This window comes from Acinetobacter sp. ANC_7553 (genome assembly GCF_056779895.1).
The window spans coordinates 1-22446 of sequence record NZ_JBWYIV010000021.1 but is presented as its reverse complement, the minus strand read 5'-3'; the positions used below and the strand labels follow the sequence as shown (position 1 = coordinate 22446).

21 protein-coding genes are annotated in these 22446 nt (G+C 37.5%); 5 read left to right on the top strand and 16 right to left on the bottom strand.

Translation table 11 applies throughout. The features are described 5' to 3' along the window. Both AC1M9I_RS13950 and pcaD read left to right on the top strand, forming a co-directional pair. On the top strand, positions 1-518 hold a 518-nt coding region (locus AC1M9I_RS13950; RefSeq protein WP_481611166.1), incomplete at its 5' end, for a thiolase family protein. Between the two features lie 48 nt (positions 519-566). Beyond that, on the top strand, positions 567-1346 hold the full coding sequence (pcaD, locus tag AC1M9I_RS13945; RefSeq protein ID WP_481594662.1) for a 3-oxoadipate enol-lactonase: 780 nt from the start codon (positions 567-569) through the stop codon (positions 1344-1346). A 416-nt stretch (positions 1347-1762) separates the two neighbouring features. On the opposite strand, the gene AC1M9I_RS13940 is transcribed toward pcaD, so the two are convergent. The 7 genes from AC1M9I_RS13940 to AC1M9I_RS13910 all read right to left on the bottom strand — a co-directional run bounded on the left by AC1M9I_RS13940 (position 1763) and on the right by AC1M9I_RS13910 (position 6907). Further along, a complete protein-coding gene (locus AC1M9I_RS13940) occupies positions 1763-1870 on the bottom strand; it encodes a DUF2474 family protein (RefSeq protein ID WP_155757002.1) in 108 nt (35 codons plus the stop codon). An 11-nt stretch (positions 1871-1881) separates the two neighbouring features. After that, positions 1882-2886, bottom strand: a complete 1005-nt coding sequence (gene cydB / locus AC1M9I_RS13935) for a cytochrome d ubiquinol oxidase subunit II (protein ID WP_180028990.1) — start codon at positions 2884-2886, stop codon at positions 1882-1884. Further along, the gene (locus AC1M9I_RS13930) at positions 2883-4328 is read right to left on the bottom strand and encodes a cytochrome ubiquinol oxidase subunit I (RefSeq protein ID WP_481593419.1); all 1446 of its coding nucleotides are present in this window, start codon (positions 4326-4328) and stop codon (positions 2883-2885) included. The genes cydB and AC1M9I_RS13930 overlap by 4 nt, the downstream gene beginning before the upstream one ends. Before the next feature lie 236 nt (positions 4329-4564). After that, on the bottom strand, positions 4565-4978 hold the full coding sequence (locus tag AC1M9I_RS13925) for a DUF2946 domain-containing protein (protein ID WP_481592452.1): 414 nt from the start codon (positions 4976-4978) through the stop codon (positions 4565-4567). Positions 4979-5171: 193 nt separating this feature from the next. Continuing rightward, a complete protein-coding gene (locus tag AC1M9I_RS13920; protein ID WP_481611168.1) occupies positions 5172-6059 on the bottom strand; it encodes an MBL fold metallo-hydrolase in 888 nt (295 codons plus the stop codon). A gap of 14 nt (positions 6060-6073) precedes the next feature. Continuing rightward, on the bottom strand, positions 6074-6490 hold the full coding sequence (locus tag AC1M9I_RS13915; RefSeq protein ID WP_179997938.1) for a DUF6691 family protein: 417 nt from the start codon (positions 6488-6490) through the stop codon (positions 6074-6076). Next, complete coding sequence (locus AC1M9I_RS13910) at positions 6491-6907, bottom strand: YeeE/YedE family protein (protein WP_481594663.1); 417 nt, start codon at positions 6905-6907, stop codon at positions 6491-6493. 102 nt (positions 6908-7009) lie between these two features. Here AC1M9I_RS13910 and AC1M9I_RS13905 point away from each other — a divergent pair, with 102 nt between their 5' ends. After that, a complete protein-coding gene (locus tag AC1M9I_RS13905; protein WP_481594664.1) occupies positions 7010-7327 on the top strand; it encodes a metalloregulator ArsR/SmtB family transcription factor in 318 nt (105 codons plus the stop codon). 117 nt (positions 7328-7444) lie between these two features. Here AC1M9I_RS13905 and dsbG read toward each other — a convergent pair whose 3' ends face one another. From dsbG to dsbD, 3 genes are read right to left on the bottom strand one after another with little or no spacing between them, the layout of a single operon-like run. After that, positions 7445-8176 (bottom strand): thiol:disulfide interchange protein DsbG, encoded by a 732-nt coding sequence (gene dsbG / locus AC1M9I_RS13900; protein ID WP_179997957.1) that lies wholly within the window; start codon positions 8174-8176, stop codon positions 7445-7447. A 20-nt stretch (positions 8177-8196) separates the two neighbouring features. Continuing rightward, on the bottom strand, positions 8197-9042 hold the full coding sequence (locus AC1M9I_RS13895; RefSeq protein WP_481611165.1) for a prolipoprotein diacylglyceryl transferase family protein: 846 nt from the start codon (positions 9040-9042) through the stop codon (positions 8197-8199). Further along, positions 9042-11003 carry a protein-disulfide reductase DsbD gene (gene dsbD / locus AC1M9I_RS13890; protein ID WP_481611164.1) on the bottom strand — a complete coding sequence of 654 codons (1962 nt, stop codon included), beginning with the start codon at positions 11001-11003 and terminating at the stop codon, positions 9042-9044. The genes AC1M9I_RS13895 and dsbD overlap by 1 nt, the downstream gene beginning before the upstream one ends. Positions 11004-12126: 1123 nt before the next feature. Here dsbD and AC1M9I_RS13885 point away from each other — a divergent pair. Further along, the gene (locus AC1M9I_RS13885; RefSeq protein WP_481611163.1) at positions 12127-12939 is read left to right on the top strand and encodes a M48 family metallopeptidase; all 813 of its coding nucleotides are present in this window, start codon (positions 12127-12129) and stop codon (positions 12937-12939) included. 45 nt (positions 12940-12984) lie between these two features. Here AC1M9I_RS13885 and AC1M9I_RS13880 read toward each other — a convergent pair whose 3' ends face one another. From AC1M9I_RS13880 to hrpA, 4 genes are all read right to left on the bottom strand, one after another. After that, on the bottom strand, positions 12985-13812 hold the full coding sequence (locus AC1M9I_RS13880; protein WP_481611162.1) for an SDR family oxidoreductase: 828 nt from the start codon (positions 13810-13812) through the stop codon (positions 12985-12987). Positions 13813-14288: 476 nt separating this feature from the next. Next, positions 14289-15053 carry a lysophospholipid acyltransferase family protein gene (locus AC1M9I_RS13875; protein ID WP_481611161.1) on the bottom strand — a complete coding sequence of 255 codons (765 nt, stop codon included), beginning with the start codon at positions 15051-15053 and terminating at the stop codon, positions 14289-14291. A gap of 19 nt (positions 15054-15072) precedes the next feature. After that, positions 15073-16188, bottom strand: a complete 1116-nt coding sequence (locus AC1M9I_RS13870; RefSeq protein WP_481611160.1) for a beta-ketoacyl-ACP synthase III — start codon at positions 16186-16188, stop codon at positions 15073-15075. Between the two features lie 47 nt (positions 16189-16235). Next, positions 16236-20123 carry an ATP-dependent RNA helicase HrpA gene (gene hrpA, locus AC1M9I_RS13865; protein WP_481611167.1) on the bottom strand — a complete coding sequence of 1296 codons (3888 nt, stop codon included), beginning with the start codon at positions 20121-20123 and terminating at the stop codon, positions 16236-16238. Between the two features lie 510 nt (positions 20124-20633). Here hrpA and ahpC point away from each other — a divergent pair. Further along, positions 20634-21197, top strand: a complete 564-nt coding sequence (ahpC, locus tag AC1M9I_RS13860) for an alkyl hydroperoxide reductase subunit C (RefSeq protein WP_035270191.1) — start codon at positions 20634-20636, stop codon at positions 21195-21197. A 75-nt stretch (positions 21198-21272) separates the two neighbouring features. On the opposite strand, the gene AC1M9I_RS13855 is transcribed toward ahpC, so the two are convergent. Both AC1M9I_RS13855 and AC1M9I_RS13850 read right to left on the bottom strand, forming a co-directional pair. Further along, entirely contained in the window at positions 21273-21857 is a 585-nt protein-coding gene (locus AC1M9I_RS13855; RefSeq protein ID WP_481611159.1) for an O-methyltransferase, read from the bottom strand. A 65-nt stretch (positions 21858-21922) separates the two neighbouring features. Then, positions 21923-22144 (bottom strand): DUF1653 domain-containing protein, encoded by a 222-nt coding sequence (locus AC1M9I_RS13850; protein WP_481610448.1) that lies wholly within the window; start codon positions 22142-22144, stop codon positions 21923-21925. Between the last annotated feature and the right edge of the window lie 302 nt (positions 22145-22446).

Below are 22446 nucleotides of genomic sequence, written 5' to 3'. Positions count from 1 at the left end.
CCACTTTAGAAGCCTTAACCAAGTTAAAACCTGTTGTAAAAGCAGACGGTACAGTAACCGCAGGTAATGCATCAGGCATTAACGATGGTGCTGCTGCGATTCTGATTGCTTCTGATGCAGCTGTAGAAAAATATGGTTTAAAACCTCGTGCCAAAGTGATTGGTGCAACCACTGTTGGGGTTGAACCTCGCATTATGGGCTTTGGTCCTGCACCTGCGATTAAAAAACTGTTAGCACAAACCGGTTTAACACTAGAGCAAATGGATGTGATTGAGCTGAACGAAGCATTTGCAGCACAAGCATTGGCGTGTACACGTGACCTAGGTTTAGCCGACGATGATGCGCGTGTAAACCCAAATGGCGGTGCAATTGCACTGGGTCATCCATTGGGTGCATCAGGTGCGCGTTTGGTGACGACTGCTCTCAACCAACTAGAGGCAACTGGTGGCAAATATGCATTGTGCTCTATGTGTATCGGTGTGGGTCAAGGTATCGCTTTAATTATTGAACGTGTTTAACTATTAAAAACCCCCTCCCTTTTCTCAAGGGAGGTCGGGAGGGATTCTATGCCTACTTTTTCTTCAAATGATGCGCAAATCAATTATCAAACTTTTGGTGATTCAAGCAAGCCTGCTCTTATTTTCTCTAACTCTTTAGGGACAAATTTCAGCATGTGGCAATCACAAATTGAGTTTTTTAAAAGCTCTCATTATGTGATTTGTTATGACACGCGTGGTCATGGTGCATCGGACGCGCCTCAAGGTCCATATACCATTGATCAACTTGGTCAAGATGTGGTGAATTTACTCGACCATTTAAATGTTGAAAAAGCTGCATTATGTGGTATTTCGATGGGTGGTTTGACAGGTCAATGGTTAGCGATCAATCATCCTCAACGCTTTAGTCATGTGATTGTGTGTAATACCGCCGCTAAAATTGGCAATGAAAATGCTTGGAATGATCGTGCCGTATTGGTTCGTGAACAAGGTTTAGCACCGATTGCATCAACGGCTGCAGGTCGTTGGTTTACAGATCCCTTTATCCAAAGCAACCCAGCAGTGATTGAAAAACTTTCAAACGACTTAGGAGCTGGCAGCCCTGAAGGTTATGCAAGCTGCTGTGAAGCTTTGGCTAAGGCGGATGTGCGTGAACAACTCAAACAGATTTCGATTCCTGTATTGATTATTGCAGGTCAACAAGATCCTGTGACCACTGTGGCAGATGGTCAGTTTATGCAAGCAGCGATTGCGGGTAGTCAACTTGTTGAGATTAATGCTTCGCACATTTCGAATGTTGAACAACCACAGGCGTTTAACCAGGCTGTGGCTGAATTTATTCAGGCTTAAGTTCGGAACAACTCAAGCCTGAACTCAGCAAACATCACCTGTCACGGGTGACTCATCTTGACGCTTTGCCAGATTGCTCCACCAGTCTGGCTTTTTTTCACAGTAATTAGACCATGAACAACGACAATTAAATATCAGTCTCGTGATTCCTTAAAACGGCGATAGTTATGTCATAAGTGATTGAAACGATGTCACTCATCATTCTCAAAGATTCAGATGATTCTTCTAATTTTATCTTAAATCAATTGTTTAAGTAAATTTTTAAAGCGTTGTTTTAGAAGCTAAAATCCGCTTAATTGTGCCTATATCATAGTTTCTATTACCCAATTATGATCAACAACGATTAGTCGTTAGTATTTAAATTAAAAACCCATCACCTAGATGATGGGTTAATTGTTGATGTCTAAAGATTTAGATTAATACGCCCACTGGATGAGCAATCGAAATAGACCAGCAATCAATAATAGACTTAAAAAACCACCGAGCCATAAAACAATAAACCACCCTGCTTGATTCAGTTTCATTATCATTCTCCTCAGTGATAACCTTCGTCACCAACACGAACCTTGTCTCTAAATACCCAATAAGATAAAGCGGTATAAAACAATATAATTGGGATTAGAATGAGTGCACCAATGAGAGCAAATAATTGACTACTTTGAGGTGCAGCAGCTTGCCAAATCGTTACACTTGGCGGAATGATATTAGGCCATAAACTAATTAAGAAGCCCGTATACGCAAGAAATACCAAAGCCAATGTATAGATGAAAGGCGCAAACTCCTGACGACGTTTACAAGCTCTGAGCGCTAGGAAAGTGAAAATCAATACCAGTATTGGTACGGGACTGAAATACCACATTTGTGGCTGACTAAACCAACGCTGTGCAATATCGTCATGTACAAGGGGAGTATAAATACTGACAGCGCCAAATATTAGAAATAACGCGATCATAAGCTTAGGCATCAGACGGTACATATGATCTTGTACACGCTCATCCGTTTTAAAAATTAACCATCCGCAACCGAGTGTCGCGTATAAAACAACAACGCCTAAACCTGTAAAGAGTGAAAATGGAGTGAGCCAATCCAGACCACCACCCGTGAACACACCATTGGTGGTCTGTATTCCTTGAATATAAGCGCCTAAAATCACACCTTGTAAAAATGAAGCTAAAATTGAACCCCAAATAAATGCTTGGTCCCAAAGTGCTTTAGTCCGATTAGCCTTAAAACGAAACTCAAAAGCGACTCCACGAAATATAAGCGCGATCACCATTAAGGTAATGGGCATATATAATGCGGACAATACAGTCGAATAAACCAGTGGAAAAGCGGCAAATAAACCAGCTCCACCAAGTACCATCCAAGTCTCATTGCCATCCCATACGGGTGCTACAGTATTCATCATGACATCACGCTCTTGGCGATCTTTCACAAATGGAAATAAAATACCAATTCCCAAATCAAAACCATCAAGAACGACATAAATCAACACACCTAGTGCGATGATCACAATCCAAATCAATGATAAATCAATCATTTCAAATTCTCCTGATCATTCACCTTGTTTGATGCTTCAAGTTGTTGTTCATTATCAATGGTACTCATCGGGCGTTTAGACGCTCGGATCACTTCGCCATCTGAATGTGGTGTTGAATAAATAAATTCTGGTCCTTTCACCATCATTTTCAACATATAAAAGATACCGATACCAAATACGATGCAGTACACCACAACAAAAATAATCAGCGTCAGCCCAACCTGTTCCGCAGAGACAGGAGATAACGCATCTTTCGTACGCATTACGCCATAGATAATCCAAGGTTGACGTCCCACCTCAGTGGTAAACCAGCCTGCCAATAATGCAATAAAACCTGAAGGCCCCATCCACAAAGCAAACTTGTGCAACCATTTAGACTCATAGAATTTGCCTGTCTTACGTAGCCATAGACCAAATACAGCCAGTAAGATCATGAGCATGCCCATACCCACCATGATTCGGAAACTCCAAAAAACAATGGGTGAATTAGGTCGATCCTCAGGTGCGAATTCTTTTAAGCCTTTAACCTCACCATCAAGGGTATGTGTCATGATCAGGCTACCCAGATTTGGAATACCAATCGCATATTTAGTTTCTTCAGCTTCCATATCTGGAATACCAAATAGATACAACGGCATACCATGATCTTTATTGGTTTCCCAATGACCTTCGATTGCAGCTAATTTAGCAGGCTGATGTTCTAAGGTATTCAATCCATGTAAATCACCCACGAACATCTGTAGTGGAGCTAAAGCAAGGATCATCCACATTGCCATCGAGAATGACTTTTTCACCAACGCATCACGACGTCCTTTGAGTAGATGCCATGCAGCAGTTGCGGCAACCAATAAACCTGAAACCAAGAAAGCGGCCAGTGCCATATGCGCTAATCGATAAGGAAAGGATGGGTTAAAGACAATCGCGAACCAATCTTGAGGAACGATTATTCCATTTTCAAATGCAAAGCCTTGAGGTGTTTGCATCCAGCTATTAGATGACAGAATCCAAAACATGGATATACATGTTCCTATTGCCACCATTAAGGTTGCAAAAAAATGCGTCTTTGGTCCAACTCGCCCCCAGCCAAACAACATGATACCGAGGAAACCAGCTTCTAAGAAAAACGCACTGAGCACTTCATAAGTTAGCAATGGTCCAGTGACACTACCAGCTATACGTGAAAATTCACTCCAATTGGTTCCAAACTGATAGCTCATTACCACGCCTGAAACGACACCCATACCAAATGAAAGTGCGAATATTTTTATCCAAAATTTAAACAGATCTCGATAAACAGGATCATTCGTTTTAAGCCAACGCCATTCGAGCACAGCCAAAAAACTTGCCAATCCAATCGAAATTGCTGGAAAGATAATGTGAAATGAAACAGTGAATGCGAATTGAATACGCGCCAATTCGAGCGCTGTTAGTCCTAGATCCATGACGTCACCTTATCGTTGAGTTTTGTGGTGAATGTTGTTCTTCACTGAGTTTAAAACTACAGTTAGAGTTACATTGTAGATGTCATGTATCACTCCGATAACACGCGATTTTAAATTCACTTTTTTGAGGATGAGTGAATACCGTCTGTTGGCTACAGACTGTTTAAAGATTTTTTTCATAATATTGAACTCTACATAAATTGATTAAGATCAAAATGATCCAAGGTTTAAATCAATTAGAGTCCAAAAGGTGGCGCTCGGCCTTGAGGCAGAAGATAGAGCTTCTGTAGAGAAAAATAAACGTGCCAAAAAGAATTGCGGTAGAAACTCAGCTTAACTTGTAAGCGATCAAAAATTTCTTTTACACCAAAATCAAATGGTAAGACGAGGTCTCCATAAACAGTGCAATATTGGCATTGGTGAGTAATTTGATTATGGTCGTGATGATGTTCGTTTTCACTCAAATGGTGGACGAGATCGTGATAAGTCTCATGAACATGCTGATGGCGTTCTGGAGAAAGTAAATTATGCATAATAGACATGCATACCGGAGCGATATGAAATTTCTCCGGTAAGATCGGTTGTAAATAAACCGCTAGTTGTAATAACACCGTTGCAAATGCAATGATGAGTCCACTAGATCTTAGCAAAATTTCCTCTCAACTCTTATCGATAAAGAGTGTTTAGAAACATAGAAAAAAATCAAGTTAATAACCGACTAGGCTGATCAACTTTCATACTTAACTATACGCCTATTGAACTTGTTTTTAAAGCCTTTTTCAATTTTATACATAACATGTATTTATAATATTTATAAAAATAAAAGTAGCTAAACTTTAAGATTTAAAAAAAATTTAAAGGGATTTTCAAATAAGACACTCCATTGTGTTCAATGGGCGGAAATTTGCCACCATTTATATTAATTTGAATGGCTGGTAAAATGAGCTTTGGCATCCCCAATGTTGCGTCACGGCTATTGCGCATTTCCACAAAATCATTCTTTTTTGAATCAATTCGAATGTGTATATTCGATTCTTTTTGCGTTTTTATATCTGTTTGACACATATATTGATGTCGATTTTCTGGTAAATAATCGTGACATAGATATACACGCATATGATCAGGCAGTTGATAAAGCTTCTGAACTGAATCAAATAATTCTGCTGCACTGCCCCGTGGAAAATCACATCGTGCTGTACCATAGTCTGGCATAAATATAGTATCACCCACGAAAACTGCATCACCTATCACATAACTAAGACAAGCAGGTGTATGACCAGGCGTTGGAATGTTGTAGGCTTCAATTTCTCCAATTTTGAAACACTCATGATCTTTAAATAAATAATCGAATGGTTGCTGTGCGTTTATTGCTTTAATATCCAATTGATAAATCGAGCCAAATGTTTCTTGTACAATTCCGATATGATGACTCATGGCAATTTTGCCACCTAGCTTTGATTTTAAATATTGCGCAGCGGTCAAATGATCAGCATGCACATGTGTTTCTAAAATCCACTCAACCTTGTAATGCTGTTCATGTATGTATTGAATAATCTGGTTAGCATGTTCCGTCGTTGTTGTCGCAGAAGCAGCATCAAAATCTAAAACACTATCGATAATGGCACAACTTAATGTCACAGGATCAGCCACGACATAACTAAATGTATTGGTATTTTGATCAAAAAAATCTTTAATTAGCGGCTTGATTTGATCTTGAGTGGCGTCTTTCATCACTAGTTTCATAACTATGCCCCCATCCATTTACGGTGAATTAAAACTCCTATCAACATCGCAATCACAAAATAGAGTGATTGATAATGCCCTAAACCAATCAATGTTAATCCTGGTGCTGGACAGATGCCTGCGATGCCCCAGCCTATCCCAAACAAGCTAGCACCTATAATGAGCTTGTTATCAAGCTGATTGCTCTTTGGTAGATCAATAGTCTCATTGAATAGAGTTAAAGGTTTTTCACTTCTGGTTACGATCTGAAAGGGTATGAATGCCACGACAATGGCACCCATCATGACAAATGCCAAACTTGCATCCCACTCACCGAATAAATCAAGAAAATTAAGAACTTTTTCAGGGTTCGACATTCCAGATAACATGAGCCCCACGGAAAAAAGTGAGCCAAACAAAAAAGCAAAAAGGTTTTTCATTTAGAATGCTCCTGTGACATGTCGAATTAAATAAACCGTTATAAAGCCTGTCAGCATAAAACTTAGTGTTGCCACAATAGATCTTTTGGACAATCTACTTAAACCACAAATGCCATGCCCACTTGTACAGCCAGAACCTAAACGTGTTCCAAATCCAACTAAAATACCTGCCATGATCATCATGAATGGACTTGCTTCGAGTTCAATTTCAGGCTGAACCCAAATACCATAGATAAACGGTGTGATGATGAGACCCATTAAAAACAACAATGCTGGTGTTTTGAAAACTGTATGCGGATTTAGTACTTGACCGATTAAACCACTAATCCCTGCTATTCGACCATTCACATATAAGTATCCAACCACAGATAAACCGAGTAGTGCTCCACCTAAAAAAGCAATCACAAAATCATGCATAACAATTTACTTATTTACAATATATTTTTTTATATTATATTATTTTGAAAAATAATCAAGATGCTTTAACATACGCATCCTTCTGTTTCAAAGGAACATCCAATGCCGTCTGATGTTAAATTCAATCAAATGGATTTTTCACAAGTTGATCAAGTCAGCGATCGACTTAAAGTCCTGTCGAATCCTGATCGATTAAAGATACTTTGTATTTTAGTAGATGGTGAATTGAACGTTCAGGAAATTGAGAATCGAACTCAAATTTTTCAACCCACGCTTTCACAACAGTTAACCGTATTACGTAAAGCTGAAATGGTGGTGACTCGTCGTGAAGGTAAACAAATTTTTTATCAAGTGAGTGATCCTAAAGTCCTCACCATTATGCAAACGCTTTATCGCTTATATTGCGATCCTACTTCATAATCTTGCAATTCTTTCAGTTATGGATATGAGACTCAAATACAATCATATTCTCCATGCAAATGATCATGTATTAAATTTTAAAGTTTTGTATTCAAGAGTACTAAAGACCAAAAAATTCTATTTTTCAAAAACTTCTTGCAAGTCTTTTGCCATTCCTTGCATAGACTTGAACTCTCCTTGTTGATTTTTCCATACCATAGCTGGCGTGGAAAAAAATCCATATTTATCCATGAGTGACTCGTTATAGTCGATTTTTTCATGTAAAGATTTTGATATATTTTGCGTTACAACTAATCGCTCTTTACCTTTCTTTTTATTGTAGTCATTAAATACTTTAGCAGGATCACTTGAGTTAAGTATGGTGGCAATTTGCCCTCGACTATCTTCTCGAATCACACCAACTTGTATATGTCGAAGTTGAACTTTTCCCGAGTTTACCCATGGTCGTGCAGCTTCCCAAAATTGATGGCAATATGGGCAGTTAGGATCTGAAAATACATAAACAACGCGTGCTGCTGTATTTTCACCATCTTGAATCCAAGTCGACTTTTCAATGCTCTTCCATACATCATCTAATACGGCGTCTTTGACATGTGTATTTAATGCTTCAATAGAAATATTTTCACCTTGAGCATTATATAAATCACCCATAATGTAATATTTCTGATCATTAGAAATAAAAACCGTGCCTGGATGTTGGTTCATATGCCCTGCCCATCCTGTCATACCTGCTGGTGCTGGAATTTCTTTTACAAACTCAAAGCCCTCTGCTGAAATCTGCTTTTTTAAATCCGCATAACTGACGCTACTTATTAAAAAAACGCTAGACAACAATATTAATTTATTTATATCTTTCATAACCTTTAGCTCTACTCAGCTGTCATTTTAATTAAATATTCTTGCAATTTTGCAGCGCTTAACTCACCCATATGTCTAGCCACCAATTTACCTTTTTCATCGTAAAACAATGTAGTTGGCAAGCCAAAACTATTGCTCTGCTTGGGCATTTCCCCATTTACATCAAGTCTGACATTTTTAAAGTTGAAGCTGTGTTTTTGTAAATAGTTTTGAACCGTTGTGATATCTTCACCTTGATTGAGCATCACAAAATGAATATTGGGATGAGCCTTTTGTGCTTGAAAAAGTATTGGCATCTCTCTATGACATGGCGGGCACCAACTCGCCCACAAATTAACGACTGTAGGCTGACCCAAAAAATCTGTGAAATACCCTTCATTCTTATTTTCACTATGATCAGTTGGGAGTATCTGAAAACTTAGGTCAGGATAATAACTTTCAACCTTGTATTGAGTTTTTATCATTACGCCAATCGCTACCCAAAATAAAAACACCCCAACTAAAATGATTTTCATTTTTGTTCGTAAGCTTCGATTGAGAATGATATAGCTTAGCCCACCGAAGAATAATCCACTCCATAAGCTAAATCCTTTATCTTGGATTTTGAGTATATCTAAAGGATTTTCAATATAAATCTCCCAATAGAACATAACAAAGATGACTCTAGCGGCAACTGCTCCAATAATGATGCTTGTCCACACTGAATCTTTACTGATTTTGACTTGGGTATCTGTCCATTTATAGTGATAACCTAAAACATTGATCAGGATACTGATGAACAGTATCCCACTGAATAGAATCAATAAAACCCATGGAAACATGAATGATCCAAGTTGAATCCCATCAAATGAAATCATTACTGAACCATCTCGACAGATTGTTCCTGCAATCGATTTAATAACTGTGTTGCAGTAAAAGTGCCAGTTAAGCGCAGATCACGTATTTCATCATGTTGCGTATTTAAAAAAATAAATGTAGGCGGTCCTAAAATTTGCCATTTTTTTAACAGTTCATCTTGGCTTGGTTCAAAATGAGTGAGATCTAATTTAATTAAAACCAACTCATTGAGTTTGGCTTGAACATCTTCACGCGGAAGTACCTCTTTTTCTATCGGTTGACATGCAACACACCAATCTGCGTAAACATCAATTACTACGGCTTTACCTTGATTTGCTTTCAAAACATTTGAAAGCTGCGCGGCAGAGTTGACTTTATGCCATGTATGTAATGTTTTGGCCTGCGTTACAAGGGAGTGCGTATACCCTTGCTGCACATAATTCACTCCTAAAAACATCATGCCAAGACTGAGTAATATGATGATGCTTTTAACCACTATTTTTTCGACATAAGGTCTCATTTTCCAGAGTAAATATACAGCGAATCCAAGAAGTAAAAGACCCATCAGAATTTGATAAATACTGGTTGGAATAAGTGGCCGTACAAAATAAATGGCCACAAGCAACATCACGAAACCAAAACAGACCTTGAGTCGATCCATCCATACCCCAGGTTTAGGTAAAAAATGCGTCCCGAAAACTGCCGCAATAAAAAGCGGCAAACCAATCCCAATGCCCAAAACAAAAAGATAAGTCGCCCCTAATAAAGGTTGGTTCATCTGTGAGACAAATATCAATGCTCCAGCCAACGGAGCACTCATGCAGGGTCCAACTATCAGTGCAGAAATCATCCCCATGAGTCCTGCACCGATCAATGTTCCGCCTTTTTGTTTTTGTTGCCAAAGATCTAAGCGTTGTAACATTCCTTGAGGTAAAGAGATTTGAAATGCACCAAAAAGATTAAGGGCAAAAATAATAAACAGGAGACTAAAAATACTGATGAAGATCGGACTTTGAAACCAACGCTGAAAACTATAGCCCAGTTGAGAAACAACGAATCCCATTAACGCATAAACGATAGCCATCCCTGTGACAAAAATAAAAGCTATTACCGCGGCACGATAACCTCTGTGATTTTGCACAAGAATGCCTGATAAAATCGGAATTAAGGGCAATGAACAAGGCAAGAATGCCAACAATATTCCAAGTCCTAAAAACACCAATAAATTAAGCCATACACTTTGTTGAGAGAGCAAATTTAAAAAAAATTGATCGTTGTTCCATACACCCGAAAAACTGGCTGGCCTATTCAGATTTTCTTTAGATAAATTTGCATCTAGCGTGGATTGATCCTCACTGATTAAATTATTTTCCCCAAATTCGGTTTTATCTAGCTCAAGCGCAGTAGCGTTAAAATTTTTACGATCTGCGACTGTATTGTTATCCTTTGAAATGAGTTGTGTTTCTGTTTTTGGTGAAGCATTTTCTTGTGCATCTCGAGTATTTACAACTCCATTAGATGCTGCTGAAATTTCTTTGAGATTTAAAACTTTCTTAGCTTGTGTAGTTTGCTGCGCTGGGAATAAACCTGTGCTGTCAGTTGTTATCGTTGTTCTTTGAATCGGATAACATAAACCACTTTCAGCACATCCTTGCCATTGAATCTTAAATTCTTGATTTGGTTTGACTGGAATATTGCTGATTACATCCTGATAATGTACTTGGGTGATACCAAAGTTTGGATCATCTTTCTCTTTTGGGCGTGGTAGAGATAACTTTACAGGACCTTGAATGTCTGAAACTTTGATTTGATCATGATAGAGATAGTAACCATCTGCGATCTTCCATTTTAGTTCAGCTTGATGATGACTGACTGATACTGCCTCAAATTGAAATGCTTGATCTGGTGGTAGAAAATCTGCAAATGCAAAATTACTCACCAAAGAACCAATCAATAAACTACCCTTAAACCACTTATTCATATTTACTGTATCAGTTCCTGTCTAGTCGTTCAAAGTTCAACGAATGAATTAAGAAAGCGTGATAAAACAAATGCCGCTTCAACGCCCATCGTCACTCGAAATCGCTCATACATTTGTACTCGCCCTAACATGAACTTTATATCGCAAAAAATCTCATTATTCCGTTGGAATTCTTTAAATATTTCTGTTTATCACCTTGGCAAAGCGTTTGTGATTAAGATTTTACTCGAACCAAAAAAGAAACCCTCATTTGATTCACCAAGTGCTCCACATCAAGATTAATCCTTTTTTCAAAATACGATGCGATTGAATGACGAGTACTGAAAACTCAAGTTCAGGTTAAACATCTTTGAAATTGAACGAATTGATACTTATATTGACTGAAGACAAAATAAGTTTAGATGAATTTATTTTAAAGTGTTCTGTTGTATCGATTGGCTAGGATAAGCAGCATGCGCATATTAATGATGCTCAGACCTTGTCAAAAATCAAACAGACCTTATAACACTGTGATCAAAAAAATTCGTGGTTTAAAAATCATATAATTAGCCCACCCAAATTTAATTAAAATACCCAACGATAGTATGTGTGAATTAAATCACAAAATACACCAAATCAACATGTAAGAAAAACTTCACAATATAAGAATTAATTTTTAATAACTTTGAATGAAATTCCAAAATATTTCGTTATGAGTTATTTATCAATATTCAACTAAAATAGTGAGAATTTATTCTCATATTAAATTAAATTAAATTAAAAAACAGAATCAAAATTAAATATTTAAAGAAAACAATAATAAAACATAAAATACTGATTTATATATACTATTAATTTTAATAAATATTAATCCAATCACAAATAATATAATAAAAATATAATAAAATACAAAATATATATAAATAAAATAATTTATCTAAATAACAAAATAACAAATAAAAAATAAAAAATATTATTGTGACTCAAATCTCATTATAACCACCATGATATTAATTCGTTCAAATTAATAATTAAAATAATGTTTGTTTAATTAATCTAAATATTGAACAATAATTAAACACTAAATCTAGCTATTAAAAATCAAGCTAGATCTCAAATAATATCCCATCATTAAGGTGTAATTATGAAATCCTTCGCGTTTGGTATTATAAGTTCAATTGCATTAATCTCGACTGGCTGTGTTTCAACCACATCATTAGGCACTGTAGCTTCCGAACGCAAACAACTCATGATTATTCCGGAATCAGCTTGGAATAAAATTTCAAATCGTAGCTATAATAAATTTGAAAAGAAAGCGAAGACTAAGTCTTTATATCTTGAAGATCCACGCTTAAATCAAATTTTGGCATGTTTAATCCCACATGCTAATCAATATTTACGTGAAGGTCGTCAACCAATTCAATGGCGAATTAACGGTGTGCTCAGCAGCAAACCGAATGCCCAATCCTTTCAAAGTGGGCAAATTGTAGTTAATTCGGCTGTATATATGTTTGAAAACTTATCTGATGACGAGTTAGCCACCTTAATTGCGCATGAAATGGCACACATTATCCGTAATCATAGTCGTGAAAAGGCTTCTCGTTTCGCAGCAATGAATTTGGGTCTAATGGGTGCAACCATGGGAACTGGGGCTGCCATCGGGCTTGCAAGTGGTTTATCAGGCAATCAAACCAATATGTCTCATCGCCGTCATCTAGAAGAAGAAGCTGATTTGATTGGTTTAGATTTGATGGTGAGAGCGGGCTACAATCACAATGCAGCACTCTCATTTTGGGATAAATTCGAAGCTAATCTCAACAAACGTAAAATGAATAAAGATCAATCAACCTTATTCGCAAGTCATCCGAGCAATGACCAACGCAAAGCATTCTTAACCGAACAAGTCATGCAGATCGAAATGTATCGAAAGGATGTCAACCTCACTGCATTACGATAATCTAGTATAAATAATAAAGCCCAACACAATGTTGGGCTTTATTATTTATGGATCAACAAATAGATCAACCATCAATTCTTCATCTGATGGTTCCACTCGATATTTTTCGAAATCAGTTTCACCTTTCTCTCTTAATATCTCTTCATCGATCATCATACGACCCGTCATCGAACGTTTCTCACTCGTCAAGATTGCATACGCTGCATCAGCCATGATTGCTGGTGTCCGAGCCTTGCTAAATAACTCACGTCCACCGAGAGAAAACTCAATCGCTGCAGTTGCAATAATGGTTCTAGGCCACAAGGCATTAACACTTATTCCATAACGTTCGAATTCTTGATTCATTCCCATGGTCAACATACTCATGCCATATTTACTGATGGTGTAAGGAGAATGAACCGCAAACCACGTTTCTTTTAAATTTAAAGGTGGAGAGAGACTAAGAATGTGTGGATTTTGACTTTGTTTTAAATAAGGCAAGGCAGCTTGACTACAGACCATAACGGCGCGAGTATTCACTTGATACATAAGATCAAAACGATTTGGATCAAGCGTTTCAACCCCACTCAAATTAATCGCACCAGCATTATTAATGAGGACATCTATCCCACCAAAATGTTCAGCAGCCTGTTTCATTGCGGCTGCGACAGCATCTTGATCTCGTACATCAAGTTGGATCGCTAATGCTCTCCCACCAGCTGCTTCTATTTCTTTTGCAACAGAATGAATCGTACCACTGAGTTTCGAATGTTCAGTGCTCGTTTTTGCAGCAACCACAATATTTGCACCATTTTTTGCAGCTTTAAGTGCAATCTCACGACCGATACCTCTGCTTGCACCTGTAATGAACAGTGTTTTTCCTTGTAGTGACATAATCCCTCTGTGTTATTTTGTTTTTTGAGTTTTCAATGTACAAAAAAAAAGCACTTATGCAAAATTTCTTTATGAACCTCTAAGTCGTAGAAGCATACATTTTGCAATTACAAAATTAGAATTGTTTTGATAGCATGCTAAAAAATTTAAATAACATTCTGTTTTTATTAATTTTAAAAAAACCAACTATAGTTGCATTTTGTGCCAAAAATTCACCTTTGATTTTCAATCTTAATTTGTGTGAAATTTAAAAAGTGAAAATCGCTCTCATACGCCTATTATTATTCTGAGATAAAAAAAAGCCCAAGGAGGAGTACAATCTTTGGGCTTAGTAAACTGAATATTTACATTAAAATAATATACCTAATTGATATAAAATAGAAAGCACTAATTTATTTTTTTAATATTATTTTAAAAATATTTTTATAATCAACAATATAATTAGATTAAAAAGTATAATTTTCTAAGATTTAACTTTATCTATCTCGTATCAATTGCGTTGATGCAATATTTTCGTAAATTGTTTGCTGCAATTGATCTCTGAATTCAATCAAATCTTGTTCTGTTTTGATATTTGAGATTGATTGTCGTGGTAAAAATTTGAAATAGAATGGGACTCTTTTAGGAATAATATTTTTGGGTATTGAAGGCAAGACATCACCTTGACGGAGTATTTTTCCAATTTTAGGTACAGCTAAAAGCTTTTTAAACCACTTTTTTTCAAGCAAATAATTGGCATCAAGTGCCAAATCGAATACTTCATCACCACCTACAGCTACAAAAGGTGCAATGTCGTAGTCAAATTCTTGAGCTAACTTTAAGAATCCGTAGCGCTCTTTCCATATGAGTTGATATTCTTCCCCTTTGCGCTTTACTACCTCACGCCCACCACCTGGAAACACTAGGATAGAGTATCCTTGTTGCATTGCATCTCTGGCGTATTCTCTTAGACCCTCAATTGCACCCATTTTATGAACCATATCTTTCCAATACGGTATTTTGAAATGAATGTGATCACCTAAACTCACAATTTTAATTTTGTGCTCTGTATATAGATAATCAATCAATATTGGCGTATCAAATACACCATAAATTGTATGATTACCCACATACATGGCAGGTCGATTAGCATTGAGATGTTCAACACCAAGAAAGGTCGGTTTAAAATAAAAACGTTGCAACAAACTACCATATCGGATCATTTTAGAATGGTGTTGGATTTGCAATGCTTTATTTTCCATTGAACATCTCTTTATCTAATTAAGCTACTCGCTTCTGAACCAGTATTGAACCAACAGAATAACCTGCGCCAAATGAACATAATACGCCGTATTCACCATCATTTACTTGATCTGCAGTTCGGTGTAACGCAATGATGACCCCAGCTGAAGAAGTGTTTGCAAACTCGTCTAAAATGATTGGAACTAAGTCTGGATCTGCTTCAGCAACAGCTCTACCCACCACGAGCTTTAAGATTAACTCGTTCATGCTGGCATTGGCTTGATGTAACCAGAAACGTTTAACATTCGTCGGTTCTATTTGGTTTTTCTCAAGTTGCTTTGTAATCATTTTCGCAACCAATGGACATACTTCTTTAAACACTTTACGACCATCTTGACGGAAGCGTTTATCATCCGCGTTGGTTGTTTCACTTGGATTCAAGAAACCAAAATTATTACGAATGTTATTAGAGAATTGCGTAAACAATTGCGTATCTAAAATTTCGAATCCAGTTTTAGAATCTGTATCTTCGATAATTGAAGCTGTCGCCACATCACCAAAAATGAAATGACAATCACGTGAACGATAATCTGTATGACCTGATGTGATCTCCACATTGACCAAGAGCACACGACGAGCACCAGACTTAATCGCATCATAAGCTTGTTTTAAGCCAAATGTTGCAGCAGAACAAGCAACATTCATGTCATAAGCATAACCTTGAATGCCTAATGCAGTTTGAATTTCAATAGCAACCGCAGGATATGCACGTTGCATATTTGAACAAGCCAATATTACAACATCAATGTCTTCAGCAGTTACACCGGCATTTTCCATTGCTTGTTTTGAAGCGATCACACCCCACTCAGCTTGAAGTGAAATTTCATCATCTGATCGTTCTGCTAAGTTTGGACGTAAACGATTAGGATCTAATACGCCTTCCTTCTCTACAACATAGCGTGCTTTAACACCTGAAGCCTTCTCAATAAATTCTGCACTTGAACCACGGCGTGCTTCGATTTCACCCGCAGCAATTTTTTCAGCATTCTCTTGATTAAACTTTTCTACATAAGCATTTAAACTTTCAACCAATTCTTCATTGGTGATGACATGTTCAGGATGGAATAAGCCAGTGCCTGTAATACGAATGCCCATGCAAAACTCCTTTTTTGAGTAACTCAATATTTCAAATTAAAGCTATATTAACTGATTCCGAGACGTTCCCATACTTTTTGAATACGGTTTGGCGAAATTGGCATCTTGGTTTTCATCGGTTGAGAGAATAATGAGATTCTCAGCTCTTCAACCATAAAATATAACTCTTTCAATTTCTGATCATTTTTATATTTAAATAATTTATCCATCCAAGGATCGACTTGAGCAATCGCATCATCATCTCGTTTTAGATTATGAGGCAAACGATCAATCCTGATCAATAAAGCTTTAAGATAGCGTGGAAATTCAATCCACACGTCTACAGATTTACTATAAGCAAAATCCGCTAAACTCATTAGATCAAGTTGATCTTCAATATCATCGATATTTTTACCAAATACATTGGCATCAATCATCATCAACTCGCGTCGAATTTGTTGCCATTGTACATAAATGTCATTAAAGGCAGCCAAGACCTTTTGACCATGCGTTAGGAAAGACTGCTTGACAGCCTGCAGAATTATTTGGAAATCTTGCGCATCTACAGGCTCTTTCTCTAAAGCCATTTGCAATGTTGCGTAAACTAACATTTGTTCTAACTGAGCTTTATCACCCAAAGGGGAATAGGCTAATGCGAGTGGTTTAGAAATTTGTTTTTTAAGCTGTCGAATCAAATCACCTAGCTGCATATGAATCAGGCGAATAATACCAGCACGATGATGGCGTATTGCTTCGTGCTGATCATTAAACGTTTGAATGACAACACCTGACTCATCCTTTTGCTCAAGCTTAGAAAATTCCTTGCATGGTACAAGTGCTTGATATTGTTTGACGACGACACCTGTGACTTTTTGCGATGCTTCAAACACAAAATGCTCAGGGAAAGTTTGATACTCACCTTTTAACTGCTTGACTGGACTATGCGTTTCAGTACGACAGCGTGCTTTTAATTCTGATAAATCGCGACCTTGCTCAATCACTCGCCCTTTTTCATCGATGACTTTTATGAGCGGTAAAAGATATTGTTCAATTCGATCTACATTAAAATCTTTATCAGTGATCTGTTCGCCTCTCAATTGAAAAGCTAAAAAACTAAAAATATGCTTTTGTAAATCTTGCGCATCTATTTTGGACATCAGTTTACGCGCAGTATCTGGTATAGGTACCAAGCCACGACGCTTATCTTTTGGAAGAGCTTTTAATAGTGCTTCAATCAAATCAAGACGCCAACCTGGAATGCCCCATGACCATAAGTTTTCATCTACTTGTGGCAGGGCCTGTAGTGGAATCTTGACCGTCGCACCATCTTCATCATGACTTGGATCAAATCGATAACTTGCTGCTAAACGAAGATCCCCATTACGTAAGTAATCAGGGAACTGTTGGGTGGTTGGACGATCGTTAAGCCATAAAGCATCGTCATCGATGAACAAATAACGTGGATTTTGAGGCTCAACAGTCGCACGCCAATCTTCAAAACTGCGCCGACTCGCAACATCTTCAGGCACTTTTGCTGCATAAAACTGATAAATCGTCTCTTCGTCTACAACCAAATCACGACGTCGCAATTTGTCTTCAACTCGCTCAACCTCTTCTAGTTTAAGTAAGTTATGTTTTAAAAATGGCGGCGTAATCCCCAGATGACCCGTCGTTAAAGCATCGCGAAGGAAAATTTCATGCGCCGCAGTTTGATCCACCTTTTCATAATTGATTTGACGCTTAGGCTCAATAATCAAACCAAACAGTGAAATTTGATCATATGCGTTAACCACACCTGCTTTTTTCGACCAATGCGGTTCAAAGTAATGATGTTTGACTAAATCACGTGCGGCTAGCAAAATCCACTCAGGCTCAATTTTTGCCAGTGTTCGTAAATACACCTGCGAGGTTTCTACCATCTCAAATGCCATGACCCATGGTGTATTGGTTTTGTGTAAGGTCGATGCAGGAAATATACGTGCCTTTTGTTGACGCACTGCCATGAATACATTGCGTTCATCTGTTTTATTTGCAATGAATGACAATAGTCCCGTGAGTAAAGCTCTGTGAAGATTTTCGTAACTGGTTTTATTTTCATTAAAAGAAAGCTTTAAGCCTTGAGCAAGATCAACCAGTTGCTCATGTGTTTTTTTCCATTCTCTCAAGCGTAACCAACTCAAGAAATGATTACGTGCAAATGTGCGACGCTTATTTTCACTCATCTCCCGATTTGCAACCAACGTATCCCATAATTTGAGATAGAACAGAAAGTCAGAATCGGCTTCACGAAATAAGGCGTGCTTCTGATCCGCTTGCATTTGTTTATCAGCAGGACGCTCTCTTGGATCCTGAACAGCTAACGCAGCCACGATAATCAATACTTCATTGAGTGCCCCAAAATGAGCACCACCCAAAATCATACGTGCGAGTCTTGGATCAATTGGCATTTTTGCCATTTGTTGACCAATTTTGGTGAGAGAATCGCCTTTGCCTTGAAGTCCACCTTTATCTAGAGATGAGGCTGTTTTAGTCGCAAGAGAAGAATTTCTCTTTTCCGCCATCGCCCCGAGTTCAATCAGCAGTTTACGGCCATCATTGACGAGACGATGATCAGGCGGTTCAATAAAGTCAAAATCTTCGAGTGTTCCAAGACCTAAACTCTGCATCTGCAAAATAACAGATGCCAAATTAGTACGTTTGATTTCAGGTTCAGTAAATTCGGGACGACTTAAAAAGTCTTCTTCTGAATACAATCGAATACACACACCCGGTGCAATACGACCACAACGACCTTTACGCTGATTGGCTGCTGCTTGAGAAATCGCTTCAATCGGTAAACGCTGAACACGTGAACGGTAGTTATAACGAGAGATACGTGCAAAGCCACTATCAATGACGTAACGTATGTTTGGAACGGTCAATGCAGTTTCCGCAACGTTGGTGGCAATAATGATACGCCGTCCACCACCTGCAGGATTAAAAATCTTTTGTTGTTCAGATAACGCTAGTCTCGCATACAAAGGTAGAACTTCTGTATGACGAGGTCCATGTTTGATTAAAGTTTCCTGTAGCTCACGAATCTCTTGTTCCGTACTGGCAAAAATCAAAATATCTGCGTGTTCAGGATGACCTTTTTCCTGTGCATCTTTGAAACATTCTTCAACAGCTGATACTACTGCGCGCGGTAGGTTTTCTTCAAAGTCATCAAACTCATCATCATCACTCCCTACAATACTCATTTCAGAGATCGGACGATAACGCACTTCTACAGGAAAACTACGACCTTCAACCTCAAAGATCGGTGCGTTATTGAAGTAACTTGAAAAACGATTAACGTCTAATGTTGCAGATGTGATGATTACCTTTAAGTCTTTCCTGCGCGGTAAAAGTTGCTTCAAATACCCCATGATAAAATCAATGTTTAATGATCGCTCATGCGCTTCATCAATAATAATCGTATCGTATTTGGTCAGAAAACGGTCATGAGCCAATTCAGCCAGCAAAATACCATCTGTCATTAAACGAACGATAGAGTCCTGTGAACCCTGTTCGTTAAACCTTACTTTAAATGAAATAGACTCACCGAGTTTTTCACCCACCTCTTCTGCAATACGTTGCGATACACTGCGCGCAGCTAATCGTCGTGGCTGGGTATGACCAATTAACCCTGTTAAACCACGTCCCGCAAGCATGGCTATCTGAGGAAGCTGAGTTGTTTTACCTGAACCTGTTTCACCGGCAACAATAATGACCTGATGCTTTTGAATGGCCTCAATCAATTTGTCTGCGTATTGGGTAACAGGTAAATCTTGATTAAGTTTGATATTAGGAATGCGTTGAATACGCTGTTGTACTTTTAAATTTGATTTTTCAAAAAGTTCTTGATATTGCTTTTCATTGGCATCTTTTCCTTTGCGTAGTCGATTTAAACGATGAAGATCTCGTGCCATCACCATTTGTTCTACATTTAACCCTATCGTCGCCAAGTTTTAGCCCTATACCAATTACGAAACGCTTTATTCTACTCATTTTCAAAGATTATCCCAAATCTGAATCGGACTATTTTTTTAGATTAAATGAGAATATAAAGCTTAAAATGATCTTATGTTGAAATAGAAACAAGTCAGCCGCGTTATGTGACAATTCATACAATTTTTGAAATTTTCATGTGGCTTTTTATATTTTTGAAAAACTAAATCCAAAATAATGATGGTTTTTTTAATATTTACCCTTGAATTTTCACTTCAGTGTCTTCATGTTGGTAGGCATGTGAAATTTTCTCATCCTGTCACGAATACATCATTTTGATGTGTTACAAGGAAGACAGATGACAAACTTAAATGGCAATCAATTTACATAATTCGGTTTTTCCGATTTTTGTAATGTAAAAATACCATTTCAGCACAGAACGAAAGTTCGATACTCTAATTGAAAATTAAAGACTAACCTCAATCATGGAGACAATGATGAGCTTAATTAATACTGAAGTTAAACCATTCGCAGCTACAGCTTACCACAACGGTCAATTCGTAGACGTGACTGAAGCTGATCTTAAAGGCAAATGGTCTGTAGTATTTTTCTACCCTGCTGACTTCACTTTCGTTTGCCCAACTGAACTTGGTGACCTTGCTGACAACTACGCTGAATTCCAAAAATTAGGCGTGGAAATCTACGGTGTTTCTACTGACACTCACTTCACTCACAAAGCTTGGCACGACACTTCTGACGTAATTGGTAAAATCCAATACCCATTAATCGGCGATCCAACTTGGACTCTTTCTAAAAACTTCGAAGTTCTAATCGAATCTGCTGGTCTTGCTGACCGCGGTACTTTCGTAATCGACCCAGAAGGTAAAATCCAAATCGTTGAAATCAACGCTGGTGGTATCGGTCGTGATGCTCAAGAACTTCTTCGTAAAGTTAAAGCAGCTCAATACGTTCACGCTCACCCAGGCGAAGTTTGCCCTGCTAAATGGAAAGAAGGCGATGCAACTCTTGCTCCTTCAATCGATCTAGTTGGTAAAATCTAATTCATTAGATAGCACTAAAAAAACCACGCTTTGCGTGGTTTTTTTGTGTTCAATCCATCAAAATCTCAATCACCATCAATTCCGCGTAATCATCAATAATCCACACCCAATATTCAGCGTCATCGTGCAAAAATCTGGATCAGCTTTAACATCCTTTAAAAAACTTTGTATTTCAGCGGCGTGGGAAATCACTTTATCTACAAGTATTACGCCATGTTCAGGATGTAGTACCTTTTTTAAGTAATGCCAATAATCAGGATATGCATGTCGATTCGCATCTAAGATAATTAAGTCATACACATCGCCTTCATTAATTAATACATCTATTGCATCACTGCTGATAAAATCAATAAGCTGATCTAAACTAAACTGTTTGGCGTACTGAGTCGCAAGTGCTGTTCTTTCTGAGTTTATATCAACCGTCGTCACTCGACCCTGATGATCCGAAACCGACTCCGCCATCCATAATGTTAAATATCCTGTCGAAGTTCCTATTTCAAGAATTCTTTTAGAGGTCTGGATCTTAATAAGCATCGAAATATAATGGGCAGATTCTGGTTTTATATTTCGATATCTCAGATCGCGATCAGTTTGATATGCATCATGTTGAATTAACTGCTGATATAAACTTTGCATTCGACTTAGAAATTCAGCATTCATGACATATTCTCATTGAATCGATTTCTATAAACTAATCAAAGATAAAGTCTTTACTATGACAATCATCATAATTTTTGAATCAATTTAAAACGTTCAATTTCACGATCATCATCTTCTAGATAAATACTTTCCGTAAACATCGTTAATGGCCTTACCCATATTGAATAATCTCCATAAAGGCATTGATAGACCACAAGCTTTTCTTGAGTTTCACTATGCGTCGCTACATGAAGGACCTGATAAAGTTGTCCTTTATAGTGTTTATAAATGCCTCTCTCTAAGGTCATAATTGGTCCTCGCTCATATCTATTAAAATAATTTCAATGTAAATATATGAATTTAAATTGCTTTTATACTTGAAAATTCAAGTTTTAACTCAATATTTTCATACATCTACACCAATGACTTTGATGAAATTTATTTTTCCGATTGAATTTATAACAACAAACTGTTTTATCTATTCAATCAATTATCTTAGTATACCTGTATCGAATGAATTATTACTCCTTTGGAGACGTTAGCAATGTTAGATCAAAATACTTCAGCTCAATTAAAAACGCTTTTAGAACGCCTTGAAGGTCCAATCGAA